The organism is Acidovorax sp. SRB_24, assembly GCF_012931925.1.
Genome location: NZ_MWOM01000009.1, coordinates 5,092 through 24,356, shown reverse-complemented (window position 1 = coordinate 24,356; position 19,265 = coordinate 5,092). Strand labels below are relative to the sequence as shown.

Sequence of the window (19,265 nt, the reverse complement as noted above, 5' to 3'; positions counted from 1 at the left end):
TCCAGACCGGCAGGGCGAGAAGACCGCCTGTGGCATTGCCCAGGCTGCGCGGCTGGTCGTAGCCCATCCAGACGACCGAGGCGACGCCCGAGGAATACCCGGCGAACCATACATCGCGCGCGCCGTTGGAGGTCCCTGTCTTGCCCGCCAGGTCCTTGCGGCCGAGCCGAGCCGCGCGCCGAGCGGTCCCGTGCTGGACGACATCGCGCAGCATGCTGTCCATCACGTAGGCATTGCGCTCCGAAATGGCCTGCCTGCGCGGAGACTCCGTGCGGGCTTCATAGAGCACCTGGCCATTGCGTTCACTCACCTTGCTGACCAAGCGGGGCTCGACCAGGGCCCCGCCATTGGCAAACACGGCATAGGCCTGCGTGAGTTGCAAGGGCGTGATCGCTCCCGCTCCCAAGGCCAGCGGCAGGCCAGGAGGGTTGAGTTCAGGCACAAACCCGAAACGGGAGGCGAACTGCTGCACATACTCCGCGCCCGCCGCCTGCATCAGATTGACGGCAACCAGATTCTTGGACCGCACCAAGCCCCGCCGGGCCGAAATGAAGCCTTCATAGTTGCCGCCGTAGTTGCGCGGGCTCCAGGCTTTTTGGCCCCGTGCCGAGGGGGTGACCACCCGCTGGGTATCGTCGACCAGGGTGCCAGGAAAGTAGCCTTTTTCCAGCGCCGCGGAAAAGACGAAAGGCTTGAAGGTCGAGCCCGGCTGGCGCACCGCCTGCACTGCATGGTCGAAATTGTTGAACCGGAAGTCGAAGCCGCCCGTCAACGCCAGGATCTCCCCTGACTCGGCATCGATGGACACGAGCGCCCCCTCCATCTTCGGCAGGTGGCTCAAGTGCCACCGTTGCTGCGCATCGGCCAGCACGCGGACCACGGCGCCCGGGCCGATGCGTGTGCGCGCTGGCGCATCCGGCATGAGGGCGCGGCGGGCGCTGGCGCTCAGCGCTTTGCGGGCGATGTGGACCGGTGTGCCGTCGCGCAAGGCCGCCACGATGCCTGCCGTGTCCGAGGCCTCCAGCACGATGGCTGCGCGCAACGCCCCACTGTCGCGGTAGGGCGCGAGCGCCTTCCGGATCGCTGGCAGATCGCCGCCACGGACCGGCGCGCTGGCACGACCTTCCGGCCCGGCATAGCCGCGCTGGCCCTGGGCATCGACCAGGCCCCTGCGCAACGCGCGCGAGGCGGCCTGCTGTTCGGGCAGGCTGATCGTGGTGTGCACATCGAGCCCCATCGAATAGGCGCCGTCGCCATATTGCGCGACCATCATCTGGCGCGCTTGCTCGACGGCATACGCGGCGCTGGGCACGATGGAACGGGAGCGGGGCCTCAACACCAAGGCTTCGGCGCGGGCCGCCGCATGGGCAGGGCCGTCCAGATGGCCGAGTTCCCGCATGCGGTGGAGGATGTGCTGCTGGCGGACGATGGCGCGTTCGCGGTTGGCCACAGGGTTGTAGGCCGAGGGGGCTTTGGGCAGTCCGGCGAGGAGGGCCGACTCGGCAACGCTCAACTGATCGAGGGTCTTGTCGAAATAGATGGACGCGGCCGCAGCGAATCCGTACGCGCGTTCACCCAGATAGACCTGGTTCATGTACAGCTCAAGGATCTTGTCCTTGCTGTAGACCGATTCGAGTTTGTAGGCCAGCAGGATCTCCATGATCTTGCGGCTGTAGGTCTTTTCCCGGCTCAGGAAGAAAACGCGTGCGACCTGCATCGTGATGGTGCTGCCGCCCTGGGCATGCTCTCCCGCCCGGAGATTGCGCCAGGCCGAGCGCGCCAGGCCCGAGAAGTCCACCGCGCCATGTTCGTAGTACCTGGCATCCTCGATCGCCAGCAACGCTTGCCGCATGGTCTGCGGGATGCGCTCGATCGGCACAAATTCGCGCCGCTCCTGGCCATACTCGGCCAGCAAGCTGCCATCCCTGGCATAAATCCGCATCGGCAGCTTGGGGTCGTAGTCGGCGAGGTGGTCGATCGCGGGCAAGCGTTGCCACAGCACGTAGAGGCCGTACGTTGCGCTGAGGGTGGCGCAGAGGAACAACCCGATGACCACACCGGCCACAAAGGGCCATCGCGAACGGGTTTTTGCAGGGGGGGTATTGGGGGTCATGGGAAGGGGTTTGGCCACCGCGTTGGCGATGTGCGCTCCGCCAGGGGCCTGCGCGCTGCGCTATTCCCAGCGCTGCTGAAAGGAAAATGTGGGCAGCTTCCAGCCTTGCCAGATCGCCAGCAGACGCAGTGCCAGGCCCACCCCGAAGCTGATTCCCGTGCTCAGATCGACATCGACGCCGAACTCCAGCAGGGCAAGAAACACGGTGCAGACGATCAGCGAGACGACCGCATACAGCTCACGCCGAAACACCACGGGCACCTGGTTGCACAGGACGTCGCGGACGATGCCGCCAAAAATGCCGGTGATCATCCCGGACATGACGACCACGGGAAAGGCGTAGTCCATCTCGCGCGCGACATTGCAGCCGATCAAGGAAAACGCGATCAGTCCCATGGCGTCGAGCACCAGAAATACCCGCTTCAACTGCTGCATGTGGGACGCCACCACCGTGGTCAGCAGTCCGGCAGAAATCACCAGGTAGATGTATTCCGGGTGCTGGGTCCAGCCGATGGGAAAGTGGCCGAGGATCATGTCGCGCACGGTTCCGCCGCCGAGCGCCGTGACAAAGGCGATCACGGCGACGCCGAACATGTCCATGTTGCGACGGCCGGCCGCAAGGGCGCCCGACATGGCTTCGGCGACGATTGCCACCAGATAGATGGCGGTCAGCACGCCGGCCCCTGGCAAGCAGCAACCGGCCGCTCGACGAGCGTGAAACAAGGGAACGAAAACATCGGGGGACGACACCTCAGAGGCAGGGCGCGCGGTGCCGCGGGCCCTGGAGCGCCTCTCCCTCTGTCCTTTTACCTGAGAGTTTCGGCTGCGCGAGCAGCCTGCCCCTTCGGTGGGTCATCAACGCGCAAAGTGCGGTATGTGACCTCTCTCCAGTCGGCGAAATGGTTTTGCGGTCCGGTATGCCTGAGCGATGATGGGAGCTTGCGCCTTCGGCGGAGGCGCAAGGCGCCTCTCTCTCCCGCAAAACAAGCCGATTGTAACGGACGCCTGCCAGTGCCGTCGGCCTCCGTCGGCTGCCACCGCATTCGTGCGCTTGCACGGCACGCCGTTCAGGCCGGGAAGCGCGATGGGCCGCTGCACTTGCCGCTCGGTGCGCACCCGCTTCTCATCTGTTCCATCCACCACAGCGGGGTGGCATTCACACACCGGCAGCGTGGGCCTGCTGGTCGGCGTGGTAGCTGCTGCGCACCATGGCGCCCACGGCAGCGTGGGAAAAGCCCATCTTGTAGGCCTCTTCCTCAAACATCTTGAAAGTGTCGGGGTGCACGTAGCGGCGCACCGGCAGGTGGCTGCTGGACGGAGCCAGGTACTGGCCGATGGTCAGCATGTCGATGCCGTGCGCGCGCATGTCGCGCATGACCTGCAGGATCTCCTCGTCGGTCTCGCCGAGGCCGACCATGATGCCGCTCTTGGTCGGCACGTTCGGGTGCAGGGCCTTGAACTTTTTCAGCAGGTTCAGCGAGAACTGGTAGTCCGAGCCCGGGCGCGCTTCCTTGTACAGGCGCGGCGCGGTTTCCAGGTTGTGGTTCATCACATCGGGGGGCGCGGCCTTGAGGATTTCGAGCGCGCGGTCGTCGCGGCCGCGGAAATCGGGCACCAGGATCTCGATCTGCGTGCTCGGCGAGAGTGCGCGGATGTGCTGGATGCATTCGACGAAATGGCCCGAGCCACCGTCGCGCAGGTCGTCGCGGTCCACGCTGGTGATCACCACGTATTGGAGGCGCAGCTTGGCAATCGTCTGGGCCAGCTTGAGCGGCTCGTCCTGGTCGAGCGGATCGGGGCGTCCATGGCCCACGTCGCAGAACGGGCAGCGGCGCGTGCACTTGTCGCCCATGATCATGAAAGTGGCCGTGCCCTTGCCGAAGCATTCGCCGATGTTTGGGCAGCTCGCTTCCTCGCAGACTGTGTGCAGCTTGTTCTCGCGCAGGATGTCCTTGATCTCGTAGAAGCGCGTGGTCGGCGAGCCAGCCCTGACGCGGATCCATGCGGGCTTCTTGAGCACTTCGCCCTGCTCGACCTTGATCGGAATGCGCGAGAGCTTGGCGGCGGCCTTTTGCTTGGCCAGGGGGTTGTAGGCTTCGGTGGACTGCGCTTCGCGGACGACTTCAGGGGGGCTCATGGCGTGTAGGCGGTTCAGGGAGCGAGCCGGGTGCAGAGCTGTTGGCCCAGCACCTGGGCGGCTTCGTCCCAAGTGGTGTGGACCCCGATTGTAGAAAGGTCCACCGTTTGCAAGCCGGCATAACCACAAGGGTTGATGCGCGCAAAGGGTTCGAGGTCCATGGCCACATTGAGCGCGACGCCGTGGTAGCTGCAGTGGCGACTGACCTTGATGCCCAGCGCCGCGATCTTGCCCAGTCCCGCGAAGTCGGGCGCGCCGCTGGCGCCGTGCTGCGGGCGCTGCGGCAGCAGCGCATGGCTGCGCGGGTCGTCCAAGCGCACGTAGATGCCGGGGGCGTGGGCCACGCGGTGCCCGGTCACACCGTAGTGCGCGAGCGTGCGGATCACGGCCTCTTCAATGCGGTAGACCAATTCCTTGACGTAATAGCCGGCGCGCCGCAGATCGACGAGCGGGTAGGCCACCACCTGGCCCGGGCCGTGGAAGGTGACCTGGCCGCCGCGGTTGGTGGCCACCACGGGGATGCCGCCGGGCTGCAGCACATGCTCGGCGCGGCCCGCCAGGCCCTGGGTGAAGGTGGCAAGGTGCTCGCACAGCCAGAGCTGGTCGGGTTCGTCCGGGGCGCGCTCGGCGGTAAAGGCCTGCATGGCCTCGTAGGTGGGCAGATAGGGCACCTGGCCCAGGGTGCGGATCTCCATCGGTATCGGTGCCTCGCCCCGGCTCAGAGCACGACCTTGACCAGCGGGTGCGAGGACAGCGCGCGGTACAGGTCGTCCAGCTGCGCGCGGCTGGTGGCCGTGACGGTGATGGTCACGCCCAGGTAGTTGCCGGCGCTGCTCTGGCGCAGTTCAATGGTCGATGCGTCGAAGTCCGGATCAAAGCGGTGCGCCAGTTCCGTGACGGCGTGCACAAAACCGTCGACCTTGGCGCCCATCACCTTGATCGGAAAGCGCGACGGATACTCGATCAGCGAGTCCCGGCGGGGGTCGGGGACCGGGGCGTCAGCAGGAGAAGGCGGAGATTTTGTCATGTCGATGCTCTTGATTTAATAGCTATTGACGCAAGCCCATTGCGCGCCAAGGGCCCATTTTCCTTGTATTCCGAGTGGCCTGCCAAGGCGGCGGACGAATGCCGCGGCGTTGGATTCGCGCCACAGCTGTTCGGCGCCGTGCGCGGGGCATGGCATTGCGCGCCGCGGGATATTGGCCTGCGCCACGGGTTTTTACTTATAATCAGGGGCTTTGTGGAAGTTGCTGTCTGTAACCTGTGGGGAGTTCCATGGTGAATCCAAGCGCCCCAAGGCCTGAAGCTGAGGATGAAGAACCCGACTTCAAGCCCCTGACGGCGCAAGAGGCGCAGGCATGGCGCAAGCGCCATCCCGCCCTGTCGGTCTGGTGGCTGGTGGGTGCGCAGGCGCTGGTGGGCGTGCTGGTGGCAGTGGCCACGGGCCTGTGGACAGGCAAGGCCTTTCTGGCCTGGTCGGCTGCCTATGGTGCTCTGGCGGTGGTGTTGCCATCGGCCTTGTTTGCGCGTGGCATGGGCCGTGTGCGGGCTTCCGGGGGTGCCGCATTGGCGGGATTCTTTGGGTGGGAGATGGCCAAGATTGCATTGACTGTCGCCATGCTGGCGGCAGCGCCGAAGTTGATTGCACCGCTGAGCTGGCTGGCCTTGCTGGTGGGCATGGTGGTGACAATGAAAACGTACTGGATTGCGCTGTGGGCGCGGCCTGGTGTCCGAAAAACCGATTGATATAGAGAAGAGTTGTCCGATGGCCGCAGAAGCGCACGCTCCGACTGCAAGTGAATACATCGTTCACCACCTGCAGCATCTTCAGAACATCAAGCAGAAATCCATCATCGACATGTCGGTGATCAACTATGACTCCGTCATCGTGAGCGTGTTGGTGGGTTTTCTGGGGCTGTTCGTTTTCTGGCTTGCTGCCCGCAAGGCGACGTCCGGCGTGCCGGGACGCTTCCAGGCGGCGGTCGAGATGATGGTGGAAATGGTGGACAACCAGGCCAAGGCCAACATCCACAACGCGCAAAGCCGCAAATTCATTGCGCCGCTGGCACTCACGGTGTTTGTCTGGATCTTCCTGATGAACGCCATGGACTTGCTGCCCGTGGATCTGCTACCCGTGCTCTGGCAAGGGGCCACAGGCGACAGCCACGCCTACCTGCGCATCGTGCCCACGGCCGACCTCTCCACCACGCTGGGCCTGTCGTCCGCCGTGCTGATCCTGTGCTTCTTCTACAGCATCAAGATCAAGGGCATGGGCGGCTGGGCGCATGAACTGGTGACCGCGCCGTTCGGCACCAGCAAGAATCCCGTCTTCGCCCTGATCCTGGGCGTGGTCAACCTGCTCATGCAGGTCATTGAATACGTTGCCAAGACCGTCTCGCATGGCATGCGACTGTTTGGCAACATGTACGCTGGTGAGTTGGTGTTCATGCTGATTGCCCTGATGGGTGGTGCTGCTGCCATGTCGCTCTCTGGTGTGTTGCTCCCTGTGGGGCACATCATTGCGGGCTCGATCTGGGCGATTTTTCATATTTTGATCATCACCCTGCAAGCCTTCATTTTCATGATGCTGACGCTGATTTACCTCGGCCAGGCGCATGAAGCCCACTGACCATTCCTTTCTTTCTTTTTCAACCTTTCTTTCTTAAATCAGGAGTCATCATGGAAAACATTCTCGGTCTCGTCGCTTTGGCTTGTGGTCTGATCGTTGGTCTGGGCGCTATCGGCGCCTCCATCGGCATCGCTTTGATGGGCGGCAAGTTCCTGGAAGCTTCGGCACGCCAGCCTGAGCTGATCAACGAACTGCAAACCAAGATGTTCATCTTGGCCGGTCTGATCGACGCGGCCTTCCTGATCGGCGTGGCCATCGCCCTGCTGTTCGCTTTCGCCAACCCCTTCGTTCTGGCCTAAGCCCCGATCAACGCCCAACTAGAAAGGTGTTGCCGTGAGTATCAACGCGACCCTGTTCGTTCAGGCCATCGTCTTCTTGATCCTGGTGCTGTTCACGATGAAATTCGTGTGGCCCCCGATCGCGAAGGCGCTGGACGAACGAGCCCAGAAAATCGCCGATGGCCTCGCTGCTGCCGACCGTGCCAAGTCCGAGCTGACCGCTGCCAACCAGCGCGTCGAGCAGGAACTGTCACAGACGCGCAACGAGACGGCTACGCGTCTTGCGGATGCCGACCGTCGTGCACAGGCCATCATCGAAGAGGCCAAGGCCCGTGCCACCGACGAAGGCAACAAGATCGTCGCCGCTGCCCGTGCCGAGGCCCAGCAGCAGAGCATCCAGGCCCGCGAGGCGCTGCGCGAGCAGGTCGCCGCGCTGGCGGTCAAGGGCGCCGAGCAGATTCTCCGCAAGGAAGTCAATGCCGGCGTTCACGCCGATCTGCTCAACCGCCTGAAGACCGAGCTGTAAGGGGACAACCATGGCCGAACTCGCCACCATTGCCCGCCCTTACGCCGAAGCCCTGTTCAAGGCCTGCACCGCGCACGCGGGTGCCGACCTGGACAGCGCCGTCGTCTGGGTGGATGAATTGGCGGCGATTGCCGCCAACCCCCAGCTGCGCCAGCTGGCCGACAACCCCAAGGTGACCGACAGCGAAGTGTTTGACGTCATCGCCGGGGTGGCACGCTCTGCGCTGCCGGAGATGGCCCGGAACTTCCTGCGCACCGTGATCGACAACGACCGCGTGGACACGCTGCCTGAAGTGGCGGCGCAATTTCGTGCCCTGGTGAACCGCCGCAACGGCTCGTCCGATGCCGTGGTGTACAGCGCTTTTGCGATGGACGGCGCCGCGCTGGCCGGGCTGGGCGCAGTGCTTGAAAAGCGCTTTGGCCGCAAGCTCAATCTCACCGTGCAGCAGGATGAATCGCTGATCGGTGGCATTCGCATCGTGGTGGGTGACGAGGTGCTCGACACCTCGGTCAAAGCCCGTCTGGAACAAATGAAAGCGGCCCTCACCGCGTAATGCGCGGCGTGAGGTATCGGCTAAACAAAGAAAGAAGGAAAGAGTCATGCAACTCAATCCCGCAGAAATTTCTGAACTCATCAAGAGCCGCATCGAAGGGCTGGCAGCCAGCAGCGACATCCGCAACCAGGGCACCGTGGTGTCCGTGTCTGACGGTATCGTGCGCGTCCATGGCCTGTCCGACGTGATGCAGGGCGAAATGCTCGAGTTCCCCGCCACCGCGGACGGCACGCCTTCCTACGGCCTGGCCCTGAACCTTGAGCGCGACTCGGTCGGCGCCGTGATTCTGGGCGAGTACGAGCACATCTCCGAAGGCAACACCGTCAAGTGCACGGGCCGCATTCTGGAAGTGCCCGTCGGCCCCGAGCTGATTGGCCGCGTGGTCAACGCCCTGGGCCAGCCCATCGACGGCAAGGGCCCGGTCAATGCGAAGCTGACCGACGTGATCGAAAAGGTCGCTCCCGGCGTGATCGCCCGCAAGTCGGTGGACCAGCCGCTGCAGACCGGTATGAAGTCGATCGACTCCATGGTGCCCGTCGGCCGTGGCCAGCGCGAGCTGATCATTGGCGACCGCCAGACCGGCAAGACCGCCGTGGCCATCGACGCCATCATCGCCCAGAAGGGCCAGGGCGTGACCTGCATCTATGTGGCGATCGGCCAGAAGGCCTCGTCCATCAAGAACGTGGTGCGTTCGCTGGAACAAGCTGGCGCGATGGAATACACCATCGTCGTGGCCGCCTCGGCCTCCGAGTCCGCCGCCATGCAGTACGTGTCGGCCTACTCGGGCTGCACCATGGGCGAGTACTTCCGCGACCGCGGCGAAGACGCCCTGATCGTGTACGACGACCTGTCCAAGCAGGCCGTGGCCTACCGCCAGGTCTCGCTGCTGCTGCGCCGCCCACCAGGCCGTGAAGCCTACCCCGGCGACGTGTTCTACCTCCACAGCCGCCTGCTCGAGCGCGCTGCCCGCGTGAACGCCGACTATGTCGAAGCTTTCACCAAGGGTGAAGTCAAGGGCAAGACGGGCTCGCTGACCGCACTGCCGATCATCGAAACGCAGGCCGGCGACGTGTCGGCCTTCGTGCCCACGAACGTGATCTCGATCACGGACGGCCAGATCTTCCTGGAAACCAGCCTGTTCAACGCCGGCATCCGCCCCGCCATCAACGCCGGCATCTCGGTGTCGCGCGTCGGTGGTGCAGCCCAGACCAAGCTCATCAAGAGCCTGTCCGGCGGTATCCGTACCGACTTGGCCCAGTACCGTGAGCTGGCGGCGTTTGCGCAGTTCGCCTCCGACCTGGACGAAGCCACCCGCAAGCAGCTCGAGCGCGGTGCCCGCGTGACCGAACTGCTCAAGCAGGCGCAGTACAGCCCGCTGTCCATCTCGCTGATGGGTGCGACGCTGTTCGCGGTGAACAAGGGCTACCTGGACGACATCGACGTCAAGAAGGTCCTCGACTTCGAACACGGCCTGCACCAGTTCCTCAAGACCAGCCATGCCGCCTTGCTGGCCAAGCTGGAGAAGGACCGTGCCATGGACAAGGACGCTGAAGCCGAATTGAACGCCGCAGTCGCTGCGTTCAAGAAGTCGTTCGCTTAAGCCGGACGAGGAGCGATCATGGCAGCAGGCAAGGAAATACGCGGCAAGATCAAATCGGTGGAAAACACCAAGAAGATCACCAAGGCCATGGAAATGGTGGCCGCATCCAAAATGCGCAAGGCGCAGGAACGGATGCGCGCAGCCCGCCCCTACAGCGAGAAGATCCGCAACATCGCGGCCCACCTGGGCCAGGCCAACCCCGAGTACGTGCACCCGTTCATGCAAGTGAATGAGTCCAAGGTGGCCGGTGTCATCGTCGTCACGACCGACAAGGGTCTGTGCGGTGGCATGAACACCAACGTGCTGCGTGTGGTGACGACCAAGTTGCGTGAACTGCAGAGCGCTGGCGTGTCCACCGAGGCTGTGGCCATTGGCAACAAGGGCTTGGGTTTTCTGAACCGCGTGGGCGCCCGCGTGGTGGCGCATGCCACCGGGCTGGGCGACACGCCGCATCTCGACAAGCTGGTCGGTCCCGTGAAGGTGCTGCTCGACGCCTACGCCGAAGGCAAGATCAACGCGGTGTACCTGAGCTACACCAAGTTCATCAACACCATGAGGCAGGAGTCGGTGGTGGAGCAGCTGCTCCCCCTGTCTTCCGAGCACATGCAGGCCGGCAAGACGGCGCATGGTTGGGACTACATCTACGAGCCGGATGCGCAAAGCGTCATTGACGAGCTGCTGGTCCGCTACGTCGAGTCGCTGATCTACCAGGCCGTTGCGGAAAACATGGCGTCCGAGCAGTCGGCGCGCATGGTGGCCATGAAGGCTGCGACCGACAACGCCGGCAGCGTCATTGGCGAGTTGAAGCTGATCTACAACAAGACGCGCCAGGCAGCGATCACGAAAGAACTTTCGGAAATCGTCTCGGGCGCCGCTGCTGTGTAAACAGCTCAACAAACATCTAATTTGGAGCGAAAAATGGCTCAAGTACAAGGCAAGATTGTTCAATGTATCGGTGCTGTGGTGGACGTGGAGTTCCCGCGCAACCAGATGCCCAAGATTTACGACGCTCTGAAGCTCGACGGCTCGGCCCTGACGCTGGAAGTGCAGCAGCAGCTGGGTGACGGCATCGTGCGCACCATTGCGCTGGGCTCGTCCGACGGCCTGCGCCGCGGGCTGATGGTGTCCAACACCGGCAACCCCATCACCGTGCCCGTGGGCAAGGCGACGCTGGGCCGCATCATGGACGTGCTGGGCGCGCCCATCGACGAGCGCGGTCCGGTCAGCCAGGAACTGACGGCCTCCATCCACCGCAAGGCCCCTGCCTACGACGAACTGTCGCCCTCGCAAGAGCTGCTGGAAACCGGCATCAAGGTGATCGACCTGGTGTGCCCGTTCGCCAAGGGCGGCAAGGTGGGCCTGTTCGGTGGCGCCGGCGTGGGCAAGACCGTGAACATGATGGAGCTCATCAACAACATCGCCAAGGCCCACAGCGGTCTGTCGGTGTTCGCTGGGGTGGGCGAGCGTACCCGCGAAGGCAACGACTTCTACCACGAGATGGCCGACTCCGGCGTGGTGAACCTCGAGAAGCTCGAAGAGTCCAAAGTGGCCATGGTCTACGGCCAGATGAACGAGCCCCCGGGCAACCGTCTGCGCGTGGCCCTCACGGGTCTGACCATTGCGGAATCCTTCCGTGACGAAGGCCGCGACGTGCTGTTCTTCGTGGACAACATCTACCGCTACACGCTGGCCGGTACCGAAGTATCCGCCCTGCTGGGCCGCATGCCTTCCGCCGTGGGTTACCAGCCCACGCTGGCCGAGGAAATGGGCCGTCTGCAAGAGCGCATCACCTCGACCAAGGTCGGTTCGATCACCTCCATCCAGGCCGTGTACGTGCCGGCGGACGACTTGACCGACCCCTCGCCCGCCACGACCTTCGCCCACTTGGACTCGACCGTGGTGCTGTCGCGCGATATCGCTTCGCTCGGTATCTACCCCGCCGTGGACCCGCTCGATTCGACCAGCCGCCAGCTGGATCCGGCCGTGGTCGGTGAAGACCACTACGCCGTGGCCCGTGGCGTGCAGGGCACGCTGCAGCGCTACAAGGAACTGCGCGACATCATCGCGATTCTGGGCATGGACGAGCTGGCCCCCGATGACAAGCTGGCCGTGGCCCGCGCGCGCAAGATCCAGCGTTTCCTGTCGCAGCCGTTCCACGTGGCCGAAGTGTTCACGGGCTCGCCCGGCAAGTACGTTCCGCTGTCTGAAACCATCCGTGGGTTCAAGATGATCGTGAACGGCGAGTGCGATCACCTGCCCGAGCAGGCCTTCTACATGGTAGGCACGATCGACGAAGCCTTCGAGAAGGCCAAGAAGGTGGCCTGATTGCCGAGCGGCTGACCGGCCATGCCGGTCTGCCCCCGCAAGCCAGCCACCCACCTTTTTCTAGGAGCAATGATGAACACCATCCACGTTGATGTGGTCAGCGCAGAAGAGTCCATCTTCTCCGGTGAAGCGCGTTTTGTCGCGCTGCCCGGCGAAGCGGGCGAACTGGGCGTGTACCCGCGTCACACTCCGCTGATCACGCGCATCAAGCCCGGCTCGGTGCGCATCGAAATGGCCGATGGCAGCGAAGAGTTTGTTTTCGTGGCCGGTGGCATTCTCGAAGTGCAGCCCGACTGCGTGACCGTGCTGTCCGACACCGCCATCCGCGGCAAGGACCTCGACGACAAGAAGGCCAACGAAGCCAAGGCGGCGGCCGAAGAGGCGCTGAAAAACGCCAAGAGCGAAATCGACATGGCGCGCGCCCAGTCCGAACTGGCCGTGATGGCCGCCCAGATCGCCGCGCTGCGCAAATTCCGCCAGAAGCGCTGAGGACCTGGCCCCCGCGCCTGCTGACAAAGCCGCCTTCGAGCGGCTTTTTTCATGTCCCAGTCCACCGCGGCCCTGGCGCGCACCGCCCTCCGGCCAGCTGTGCAGCGTGGCACCACTCCCACCGCCGAGGGCGCCACGGCGGCGCGGGGCCTGCGTCACGGCGTAGGCGGGCGCTGACATCCGCTGGCGCTGTTCGGCAGCGCCGCGCGCGCGGCATGCGCTTTAGCATGGCGCATGGCCCGTTTCCCTTCCTTGGCTTCCGGTACCTGCGCCAGCGCCCCGAGGGGTGCAGGGACCGGGTGCACGCGCTGATCCGTCCGCCATGGCCGGCTCCGATCTGGTCGTCGCCCGCCCCGAGGGGCTGTACTGCCCTGCCGGCGACTTCTACATCGACCCCTGGCGCCCGGTGGACCGCGCCGTCATCACCCACGGGCATTCGGACCATGCGCGCAGTGGCCATGCGCACTACCTGGCGCACCACGACAGTGCAGGGGTCTTGCGCGCGCGGCTCGGCGCGGACATCACGCTGCAGACGCTCGCCTATGGAGAAGCCATCACGCACCATGGGGTGCGTCTGTCGCTGCACCCGGCCGGCCATGTGCTGGGGTCCGCCCAGGTGCGCCTGGAGCACGGGTCGCAGGTCTGGGTGGCCTCGGGCGACTACAAGCTCGAACACGACGGCACGTGCGCTGCGTTCGAGCCGGTGCGCTGCGACACCTTTATCACCGAATCGACCTTCGGGCTGCCGATCTACCGCTGGCCAGCGCAGGCCGACCTGTTCGCCGACGTGAATGCGTGGTGGCGCGGCAACGCGGCGCTGGGCCGGCCCTCGGTGCTGTTCTGCTATGCCTTCGGCAAAGCGCAGCGTATCCTGCACGGCGTGGACGCCAGCATCGGTGCCCTGGTGGTGCATGGCGCGATCGAGCCCCTCAACGCGGTCTACCGCGCCGCGGGTGTGCGGCTGCCCGACACGCTGCGCGCCACCGACCCGCAGGCCACGCCGGCGCTGCTCGCGACCGCGCTGGTGCTCGCGCCGCCGTCGGCGCAGGGTACGCCGTGGATGCGGCGTTTCGGCCGCTGTGCGGATGCGTTTGCGAGCGGCTGGATGCAGCTGCGCGGCACGCGCCGGCGGCGCGGCGTGGACCGGGGCTTTGTGATGTCCGACCATGCCGATTGGCCCGGCCTGCAGCGCGCCATCGCGGGCACGGGGGCCGAGCGCATCTTTGTCACCCACGGCAGCGTGGCGGTGCTGGTGCGCTGGCTGCAGGAGCAGGGCCTGCAGGCGCAGGGGTTCCACACCGAGTACGGCGACGAAGACGCTGGCGCCGAGCCCGCTGCGCCGGCCGCAGCGCACGGCGGCGTTCCGCCCGCAGAGGCGCCTGCAGGGCCGCACGAACGCGGCAGTGAATTCCCCGGTGCGCCATGAAGGATTTTGCTGCGCTCTACCAGGCGCTCGATGCCAGCACCTCGAGTCTGGCCAAGAAGGCGGCGCTGCAGGCCTACCTGAAGCAGGCAGACCCGGCCGACGCGGCCTGGGTGGTCTACTTTCTGGGCGGCGGCAAGCCGCGCCAGCTGGTGCCGACCAAGGTGCTGCGGGCGCTGGCGCGCGAGGCGGCGGGCCTGCCCGAATGGCTGTTCGATGAAAGCTACGAAGCCGTCGGTGACCTGGCCGAAACGATTGCCTTGCTGCTGCCCGAGCCCACCGATGTGCACGCGCTGGGCTTGGCGCAGTGGATGGAGCAGCACCTGCTGCCGTTGCGCGGGCTCGCGCCCGACGCGCTGGCAAGCACTTTGCGGGCGCAGTGGGCGATGCTGGCAGTGCAGGAGCGGCTGGTCTACTTCAAGCTCATCACCGGGTCGTTCCGTGTCGGCGTGTCGCGGCTGCAGGTGACGCAGGCGCTGGCCGCGGTGAGCGCGGTCGATGCCAAGCGGATCGCGCAGCGCCTGATGGGCTACACGCACCTGGGCGCCCGCCCGACCGCGCCCGACTATCTGCGCCTCGTGGCGCCGGCCGAAGAGGCCGCGCAACCCGGGCGCGAAACCAGCGGCTACCCTTTTCCGTTCTTTCTCGCGCACCCGCTGTCGCTGCCGGTGCAGGCATTCGAAGCCGCGCTCGGGACGCCGTCGCAGTGGGTGGTCGAGTGGAAGTGGGACGGCATTCGCGCGCAGCTGGTGCACCGCGCGGGCGGCGTGTGGCTGTGGTCGCGCGGCGAGGAGCTCGTGACCGACCGCTACCCCGAACTAGAAGCGCTCGGCCATGCGTTGCCCGAGGGCACGGTGCTCGATGGCGAAATTGCCGTCTGGGAGCACGCGGCAGCGCAGGGGCTGCAGACCGGCGGGCGCGTGCGCCCGTTCGCCGACCTGCAAAAGCGCATCGGCCGCAAAACGTTGGGACCGAAGCTGCTGCGCGAGCTGCCGGTGGTGCTGATCGCCTACGACCTGCTTGAAGAGGGCGGCCAGGACCTGCGCAGCCTGCCGCAGCACGAGCGCCGCGCGCGGCTGGACGCGTTGCTCGCGCGCACGCCGCACCCCGCGCTGGTCGCGAGCCCGCAGCTGCACGGTCCGAGCTGGGACGATCTGGCGCTGCAGCGCGAGCAGGCGCGCGCCCTCGGCGTCGAAGGGCTGATGCTCAAGGCACGCAACGCGCACTATGGCGTCGGCCGCACCAAGGACGTGGGCGTGTGGTGGAAATGGAAAATCGACCCGCTGAGCGTCGACGCGGTGCTGGTCTATGCGCAGCGCGGCCACGGCCGGCGCGCCAGCCTCTACAGCGACTACACCTTTGCGGTGTGGAGCGCGCCGCCCGGGGCGGACGAACGTGTGCTCGTGCCTTTTGCCAAGGCCTATTCGGGGCTGACCGATGCCGAAATGGCGCGCGTCGATGCGGTGGTCCGCAAGACCACGGTGGAATCGTTTGGCCCGGTGCGCAGCGTGCGGCCCACGCTGGTGTTCGAGCTCGGCTTTGAAGGCATTGCGCGCAGCAGCCGCCACAAGAGCGGCATCGCCGTGCGGTTTCCGCGCATGCTGCGCTGGCGCGAGGACAAACCGGTGGACGAGGCCGATTCGCTGCAGACCTTGTCGGCGCTGCTGCCCGGGGCAGGCGCATGAGGCGGGTGGTGCGTGGCGGCGGGACGCCCCATGGCTAAGACGCCTGCCCAGCAGGCCGTCGCCGGCTGGCTGGCCCAGAAGGGTTGGAAGCCGTTTGCGTTCCAGAAGCAGGTCTGGAAGGCGATTGCCGAGGGGCGCTCGGGGCTGCTGCATGCCACCACCGGCGCGGGCAAGACCTATGCCGTGTGGCTCGGCGCCCTGCAGGCGCTGGCGGACGGGGTTCCACGAAAAAACAAGCCAAATCGGCCTCTAGCGCAAGCTGGGCAAGCGCCGGCAGCTATCAAAACAAGACCGAGCACGGCGGTGCCCCTGACAGTGCTGTGGATCACGCCGATGCGGGCCCTCGCGGCTGACACGCTCAAGGCCTTGCAGGCGCCGCTGGCTGCACTCGCTGCCGAGCATGGGGGCCTGGCGCGCTGGAGCACCGGCGCACGCACGGGCGACACCGCCAGCGCCGAGCGCAGTGCGCAGGCGCGGCGCCTGCCCTCCGCGCTGGTGACGACACCCGAGAGCCTCACGCTGCTGCTCGCGCGCGCCGACGCGCGCGAGGCGCTCTCGGGCGTGCAGCTGGTGGTGGTGGACGAGTGGCACGAGCTGATCGGCAGCAAGCGCGGCGTGCAGCTGCAGCTGGCGCTGGCGCGGCTGAGCGGCTGGAACCCGGCGCTGCGCATCTGGGGCCTGTCGGCCACGCTGGGCAACCTCGAAGAGGCCATGCGCACACTGCTGGCGGCGCAGGAGGATGGCAGCCGCAGCCTGCTGGTGCAGGGCGCGGTGCCCAAACGGTTGGTGGTGGACACCCTGCTGCCCGAGCGCCCCGAGCGCTTCAGCTGGGCCGGGCACCTCGGGCTGCGCATGTTGCCCCAGGTGGTGCGCGAGCTCGAGGCCACGCGCACGGCGCTGGTGTTCGTCAATGTGCGCTCGCAGGCCGAGCAGTGGTACCAGGCCATTCTGGCGGCGCGGCCCGAATGGGCGGGCGCGTTGGCGATCCACCACGGGTCGCTGGACCGCGGTGTGCGCGAGTGGGTGGAAGAGGGCCTCAAAACCGGCCGGCTGCGCGCGGTGGTCTGCACCTCCAGCCTGGACCTGGGCGTGGATTTTCTGCCGGTCGAGCGCGTGCTGCAAATCGGTTCGGCCAAGGGCATCGCGCGCCTGCTGCAGCGCGCCGGGCGCTCGGGGCATGCGCCCGGGCGCCCCTCGCGCATCACGCTCGTGCCCACGCACAGCCTCGAACTGATCGAAGCGGCCGCGGCGCGGCAGGCCGTGCACGCCGGCCGCGTCGAGGTGCGCAGCACGCCCCAGCAACCGGTCGACGTGCTAGTGCAGCACCTGGTCACCGCGGCCCTGGGCGGGGGCTTTGAGCCTGCCGCGCTCTATGCCGAGGTGCGCCGCAGTGCCGCCTACCGCGACCTCTCGCCCGGTGTCTGGCAGTGGTGCCTGGACTTTGTGCAGCGCGGCGGCCCGTCGCTCGTCGCCTACCCCGACTACCACCGCGTGGGCCCCGACGCAGAGGGCGTATGGCGCATGGCCGACGCGCGCCTGGCACGGCGCCACCGCGCCAACATCGGCACCATCGTGAGCGATGCCAGCATGGCCGTGCAGATGCTGCACGGCGCGCGCCTGGGGCAGATGGAGGAGGGTTTTCTCACGCGCCTGTCGCCCGGCGACTGCTTCCTGTTCGCGGGCCGCGCGCTGGAGCTGGTGCGCATCGCGCAGATGACCGCCTATGTGCGGCGCGCGCCCGCCGGCCGCCCCACGGTGCCGCGCTGGGCGGGCTCGCGCATGGCTTTGTCCACGGTCCTGGCCGGGTTCCTGGTGCGGCAGCTGGCCCAGGCCGCCGAGGGGCATTACGACAGCCCCGAAATGCGCAGCGTGCGGCCGCTGCTCGAGGTGCAGCAGCGCTGGTCCGCGCTCCCGACGCCGGCCACGCTGCTGGTCGAAACGCTGCGCACGCGCGAAGGCTGGCACCTGTTCCTCTACCCGTTCGCGGGCCGCCATGCCCACATCGGCCTGGCCAGCCTGATCGCCTGGCGCGCCGCCCAGCACGCGCCGGGAACGTTCTCGATGGCCGTCAACGACTACGGCCTGGAGCTGGTGAGTGCCACCGCGCGCGACTGGGCCGCGCTGCTGCCCGACCTGCTGCGCCCACCGCACGGCGGCGGTCCTGGCGCCCCGGCCGGCGCCAGCGCAGACACGGCGCGCGCCGCGCTGCTGCACGAGGTCGTCGCAAGCCTCAATGCCACGGAAATGGCCAAGCGCCGCTTTCGCGAGATCGCGCGCGTCGCGGGCCTGGTGTTCCAAAGCCACCCGGGCGAGCGGCGCAGCGCGCGGCAGCTGCAGGCGTCTTCGCAGCTCTACTTCGAAGTGTTTCGCCAGTACGACCCCGGCAATCTGCTGCTGCGCCAGGCCGACGCCGAGGTGCTGAGCCAGGAGCTGGACGTGGCGCACATCCTCGCGAGCCTGCAGCGCATGCACACGCAAGAGCGGGTGGTAAAGGCGCTGGCGCGGCCAAGCCCGTTCGCGTTCGCCCTGATGGTGGAGCGCTTTCGCGAAAAGCTCAGCAATGAAAACCTGGCCGAGCGCATCGCCCGCATGCTGGCGCAGCTCGAGCGCGCGGCCGATGCGCCGGCCCCCGCGGCCCAGCGCCGGCCAGCGCCGGGGCAGGCGCCGGCGCCGACTGCCGAGGACGTGCGCCGCATGCTCGAATTCCTCCCGGGCGCGGGCGCGCCGGGGTCTGCCGAGCGTGCCACGCCGCGCAGAAAGCGGCCGCCGTCGCGGCCGCTGCCGTTGCTGTGACGCGCGCTGCCTGCCAGATGGCCCACTCTGCCTTGCCTTCCCCCGGCCCCGGCGCTCTGGGCGTGGAGGTGGCCGCAGAAGCGGTCTGGCTGCTGCCCGAACACGCGCTGTGGTGGCCGGCCGGCGCCTTGCTGCTGGTGGCGGATCTGCACCTGGGCAAGGCGGCCACCTTCCGCGCCCGCGGCCTGCCCGTGCCCGGCGGCACGACAGCGCGCAACCTCGCGCGCCTGTCGCAGCTGGTCACGCGGTGCGCACCGCGGCGCCTGGTGGTGCTGGGCGACTTCCTGCATGCGCAGGAGGCGCACACGCCGGCCGTGCTGCAGCCGCTGGCCCGGTGGCGCGGCCGGCACGCCGATCTGGACGTCGGGCTGGTGCGCGGCAACCACGACAACCATGCGGGCGATCCGCCGGCCGCCCTGGGCATCGCGGTGGTCGATGAGCCCTGGCTCCTCGGCCCGTTTGCGCTGTGCCACCACCCGCAGCGCCATCCCACGCACCATGTGCTGGCCGGCCACTGGCACCCCGCGGTGCACCTGTACGGTGCGGGGCACGACCGGCTGCGCCTGCCCTGCTTCTGCCTCGACGCGGGCATGGCGGTGCTGCCGGCGTTTGGCGAATTCACGGGGGGCATGGCGCTGCCGGCCGCTGCCGGGCGGCGCCGTTTCGCGGTCGGGGGTGGGGCGGTCTGGGCGGTGCCCGGGGGCTGAGCCAGGG

The 19,265-nt window shown here is 66.8% G+C and carries 18 protein-coding genes and 1 riboswitch; of the genes, 13 read left to right on the top strand and 5 right to left on the bottom strand.

The window, feature by feature from the left end:
- The 5 genes from B2J89_RS04765 to B2J89_RS04745 all read right to left on the bottom strand — a co-directional run.
- Positions 1–2,113, bottom strand: a 2,113-nt coding sequence (locus B2J89_RS04765; protein ID WP_240964734.1) for a PBP1A family penicillin-binding protein, incomplete at its 3' end; no start/stop codon positions are given.
- A 60-nt stretch (positions 2,114–2,173) separates the two neighbouring features.
- Entirely contained in the window at positions 2,174–2,788 is a 615-nt protein-coding gene (locus B2J89_RS04760; RefSeq protein WP_169168088.1) for a trimeric intracellular cation channel family protein, read from the bottom strand.
- A gap of 223 nt (positions 2,789–3,011) precedes the next feature.
- A riboswitch (glycine riboswitch) is annotated at positions 3,012–3,102 on the bottom strand.
- Positions 3,103–3,269: 167 nt separating this feature from the next.
- Positions 3,270–4,250: a lipoyl synthase gene (gene lipA / locus B2J89_RS04755; RefSeq protein WP_169168087.1), complete on the bottom strand. Its 981-nt coding sequence runs from the start codon at positions 4,248–4,250 to the stop codon at positions 3,270–3,272.
- A gap of 14 nt (positions 4,251–4,264) precedes the next feature.
- Positions 4,265–4,945 (bottom strand): lipoyl(octanoyl) transferase LipB, encoded by a 681-nt coding sequence (gene lipB / locus B2J89_RS04750; protein ID WP_169168086.1) that lies wholly within the window; start codon positions 4,943–4,945, stop codon positions 4,265–4,267.
- Between the two features lie 23 nt (positions 4,946–4,968).
- On the bottom strand, positions 4,969–5,277 hold the full coding sequence (locus tag B2J89_RS04745) for a YbeD family protein (protein ID WP_169168085.1): 309 nt from the start codon (positions 5,275–5,277) through the stop codon (positions 4,969–4,971).
- Positions 5,278–5,528: 251 nt separating this feature from the next.
- On the opposite strand from B2J89_RS04745, the gene B2J89_RS04740 reads away from it, so the two are divergent.
- The 13 genes from B2J89_RS04740 to pdeM all read left to right on the top strand — a co-directional run bounded on the left by B2J89_RS04740 (position 5,529) and on the right by pdeM (position 19,258).
- On the top strand, positions 5,529–5,996 hold the full coding sequence (locus B2J89_RS04740; protein WP_371736586.1) for an ATP synthase subunit I: 468 nt from the start codon (positions 5,529–5,531) through the stop codon (positions 5,994–5,996).
- Between the two features lie 19 nt (positions 5,997–6,015).
- Positions 6,016–6,879, top strand: a complete 864-nt coding sequence (gene atpB / locus B2J89_RS04735; protein WP_169168083.1) for a F0F1 ATP synthase subunit A — start codon at positions 6,016–6,018, stop codon at positions 6,877–6,879.
- Between the two features lie 50 nt (positions 6,880–6,929).
- Positions 6,930–7,178 carry a F0F1 ATP synthase subunit C gene (gene atpE / locus B2J89_RS04730; RefSeq protein ID WP_091458130.1) on the top strand — a complete coding sequence of 83 codons (249 nt, stop codon included), beginning with the start codon at positions 6,930–6,932 and terminating at the stop codon, positions 7,176–7,178.
- A gap of 34 nt (positions 7,179–7,212) precedes the next feature.
- A complete protein-coding gene (locus tag B2J89_RS04725) occupies positions 7,213–7,683 on the top strand; it encodes a F0F1 ATP synthase subunit B (protein WP_169168082.1) in 471 nt (156 codons plus the stop codon).
- A gap of 10 nt (positions 7,684–7,693) precedes the next feature.
- Entirely contained in the window at positions 7,694–8,236 is a 543-nt protein-coding gene (locus B2J89_RS04720; RefSeq protein WP_169168081.1) for a F0F1 ATP synthase subunit delta, read from the top strand.
- A 46-nt stretch (positions 8,237–8,282) separates the two neighbouring features.
- Positions 8,283–9,836: a F0F1 ATP synthase subunit alpha gene (gene atpA, locus B2J89_RS04715; protein ID WP_169168080.1), complete on the top strand. Its 1,554-nt coding sequence runs from the start codon at positions 8,283–8,285 to the stop codon at positions 9,834–9,836.
- Between the two features lie 18 nt (positions 9,837–9,854).
- Entirely contained in the window at positions 9,855–10,721 is an 867-nt protein-coding gene (gene atpG / locus B2J89_RS04710) for a F0F1 ATP synthase subunit gamma (RefSeq protein ID WP_169168079.1), read from the top strand.
- A gap of 33 nt (positions 10,722–10,754) precedes the next feature.
- Complete coding sequence (gene atpD / locus B2J89_RS04705; RefSeq protein ID WP_169168078.1) at positions 10,755–12,161, top strand: F0F1 ATP synthase subunit beta; 1,407 nt, start codon at positions 10,755–10,757, stop codon at positions 12,159–12,161.
- 72 nt (positions 12,162–12,233) lie between these two features.
- Positions 12,234–12,650, top strand: a complete 417-nt coding sequence (locus B2J89_RS04700) for a F0F1 ATP synthase subunit epsilon (RefSeq protein ID WP_169168077.1) — start codon at positions 12,234–12,236, stop codon at positions 12,648–12,650.
- 322 nt (positions 12,651–12,972) lie between these two features.
- Positions 12,973–14,076, top strand: a complete 1,104-nt coding sequence (locus B2J89_RS04695) for a ligase-associated DNA damage response exonuclease (protein ID WP_169168076.1) — start codon at positions 12,973–12,975, stop codon at positions 14,074–14,076.
- Positions 14,073–15,758 carry an ATP-dependent DNA ligase gene (locus B2J89_RS04690; RefSeq protein WP_169168075.1) on the top strand — a complete coding sequence of 562 codons (1,686 nt, stop codon included), beginning with the start codon at positions 14,073–14,075 and terminating at the stop codon, positions 15,756–15,758. The genes B2J89_RS04695 and B2J89_RS04690 overlap by 4 nt, the downstream gene beginning before the upstream one ends.
- Before the next feature lie 30 nt (positions 15,759–15,788).
- Positions 15,789–18,551, top strand: coding sequence for a ligase-associated DNA damage response DEXH box helicase (locus B2J89_RS04685; RefSeq protein ID WP_169168074.1), 2,763 nt, complete (start codon positions 15,789–15,791; stop codon positions 18,549–18,551).
- Positions 18,552–18,568: 17 nt separating this feature from the next.
- Positions 18,569–19,258: a ligase-associated DNA damage response endonuclease PdeM gene (pdeM, locus tag B2J89_RS04680; protein ID WP_169168073.1), complete on the top strand. Its 690-nt coding sequence runs from the start codon at positions 18,569–18,571 to the stop codon at positions 19,256–19,258.
- Positions 19,259–19,265: the final 7 nt, after the last annotated feature.

Bases quoted from the DNA above. Each gene is read 5' to 3' on its own strand.
- lipB (WP_169168086.1), bottom strand. From the start codon at position 4,945: ATGGAGATCCGCACCCTGGGCCAGGTGCCCTATCTGCCCACCTACGAG.
- pdeM (WP_169168073.1), top strand. From the start codon at position 18,569: ATGGCCCACTCTGCCTTGCCTTCCCCCGGCCCCGGCGCTCTGGGCGTG.
- B2J89_RS04695 (WP_169168076.1), top strand. From the start codon at position 12,973: ATGGCCGGCTCCGATCTGGTCGTCGCCCGCCCCGAGGGGCTGTACTGC.
- B2J89_RS04720 (WP_169168081.1), top strand. From the start codon at position 7,694: ATGGCCGAACTCGCCACCATTGCCCGCCCTTACGCCGAAGCCCTGTTC.
- B2J89_RS04745 (WP_169168085.1), bottom strand. From the start codon at position 5,277: ATGACAAAATCTCCGCCTTCTCCTGCTGACGCCCCGGTCCCCGACCCC.
- B2J89_RS04690 (WP_169168075.1), top strand. From the start codon at position 14,073: ATGAAGGATTTTGCTGCGCTCTACCAGGCGCTCGATGCCAGCACCTCG.
- atpB (WP_169168083.1), top strand. From the start codon at position 6,016: ATGGCCGCAGAAGCGCACGCTCCGACTGCAAGTGAATACATCGTTCAC.
- atpD (WP_169168078.1), top strand. From the start codon at position 10,755: ATGGCTCAAGTACAAGGCAAGATTGTTCAATGTATCGGTGCTGTGGTG.
- atpA (WP_169168080.1), top strand. From the start codon at position 8,283: ATGCAACTCAATCCCGCAGAAATTTCTGAACTCATCAAGAGCCGCATC.
- B2J89_RS04685 (WP_169168074.1), top strand. From the start codon at position 15,789: ATGGCTAAGACGCCTGCCCAGCAGGCCGTCGCCGGCTGGCTGGCCCAG.
- atpG (WP_169168079.1), top strand. From the start codon at position 9,855: ATGGCAGCAGGCAAGGAAATACGCGGCAAGATCAAATCGGTGGAAAAC.
- atpE (WP_091458130.1), top strand. From the start codon at position 6,930: ATGGAAAACATTCTCGGTCTCGTCGCTTTGGCTTGTGGTCTGATCGTT.
- B2J89_RS04700 (WP_169168077.1), top strand. From the start codon at position 12,234: ATGAACACCATCCACGTTGATGTGGTCAGCGCAGAAGAGTCCATCTTC.
- lipA (WP_169168087.1), bottom strand. From the start codon at position 4,250: ATGAGCCCCCCTGAAGTCGTCCGCGAAGCGCAGTCCACCGAAGCCTAC.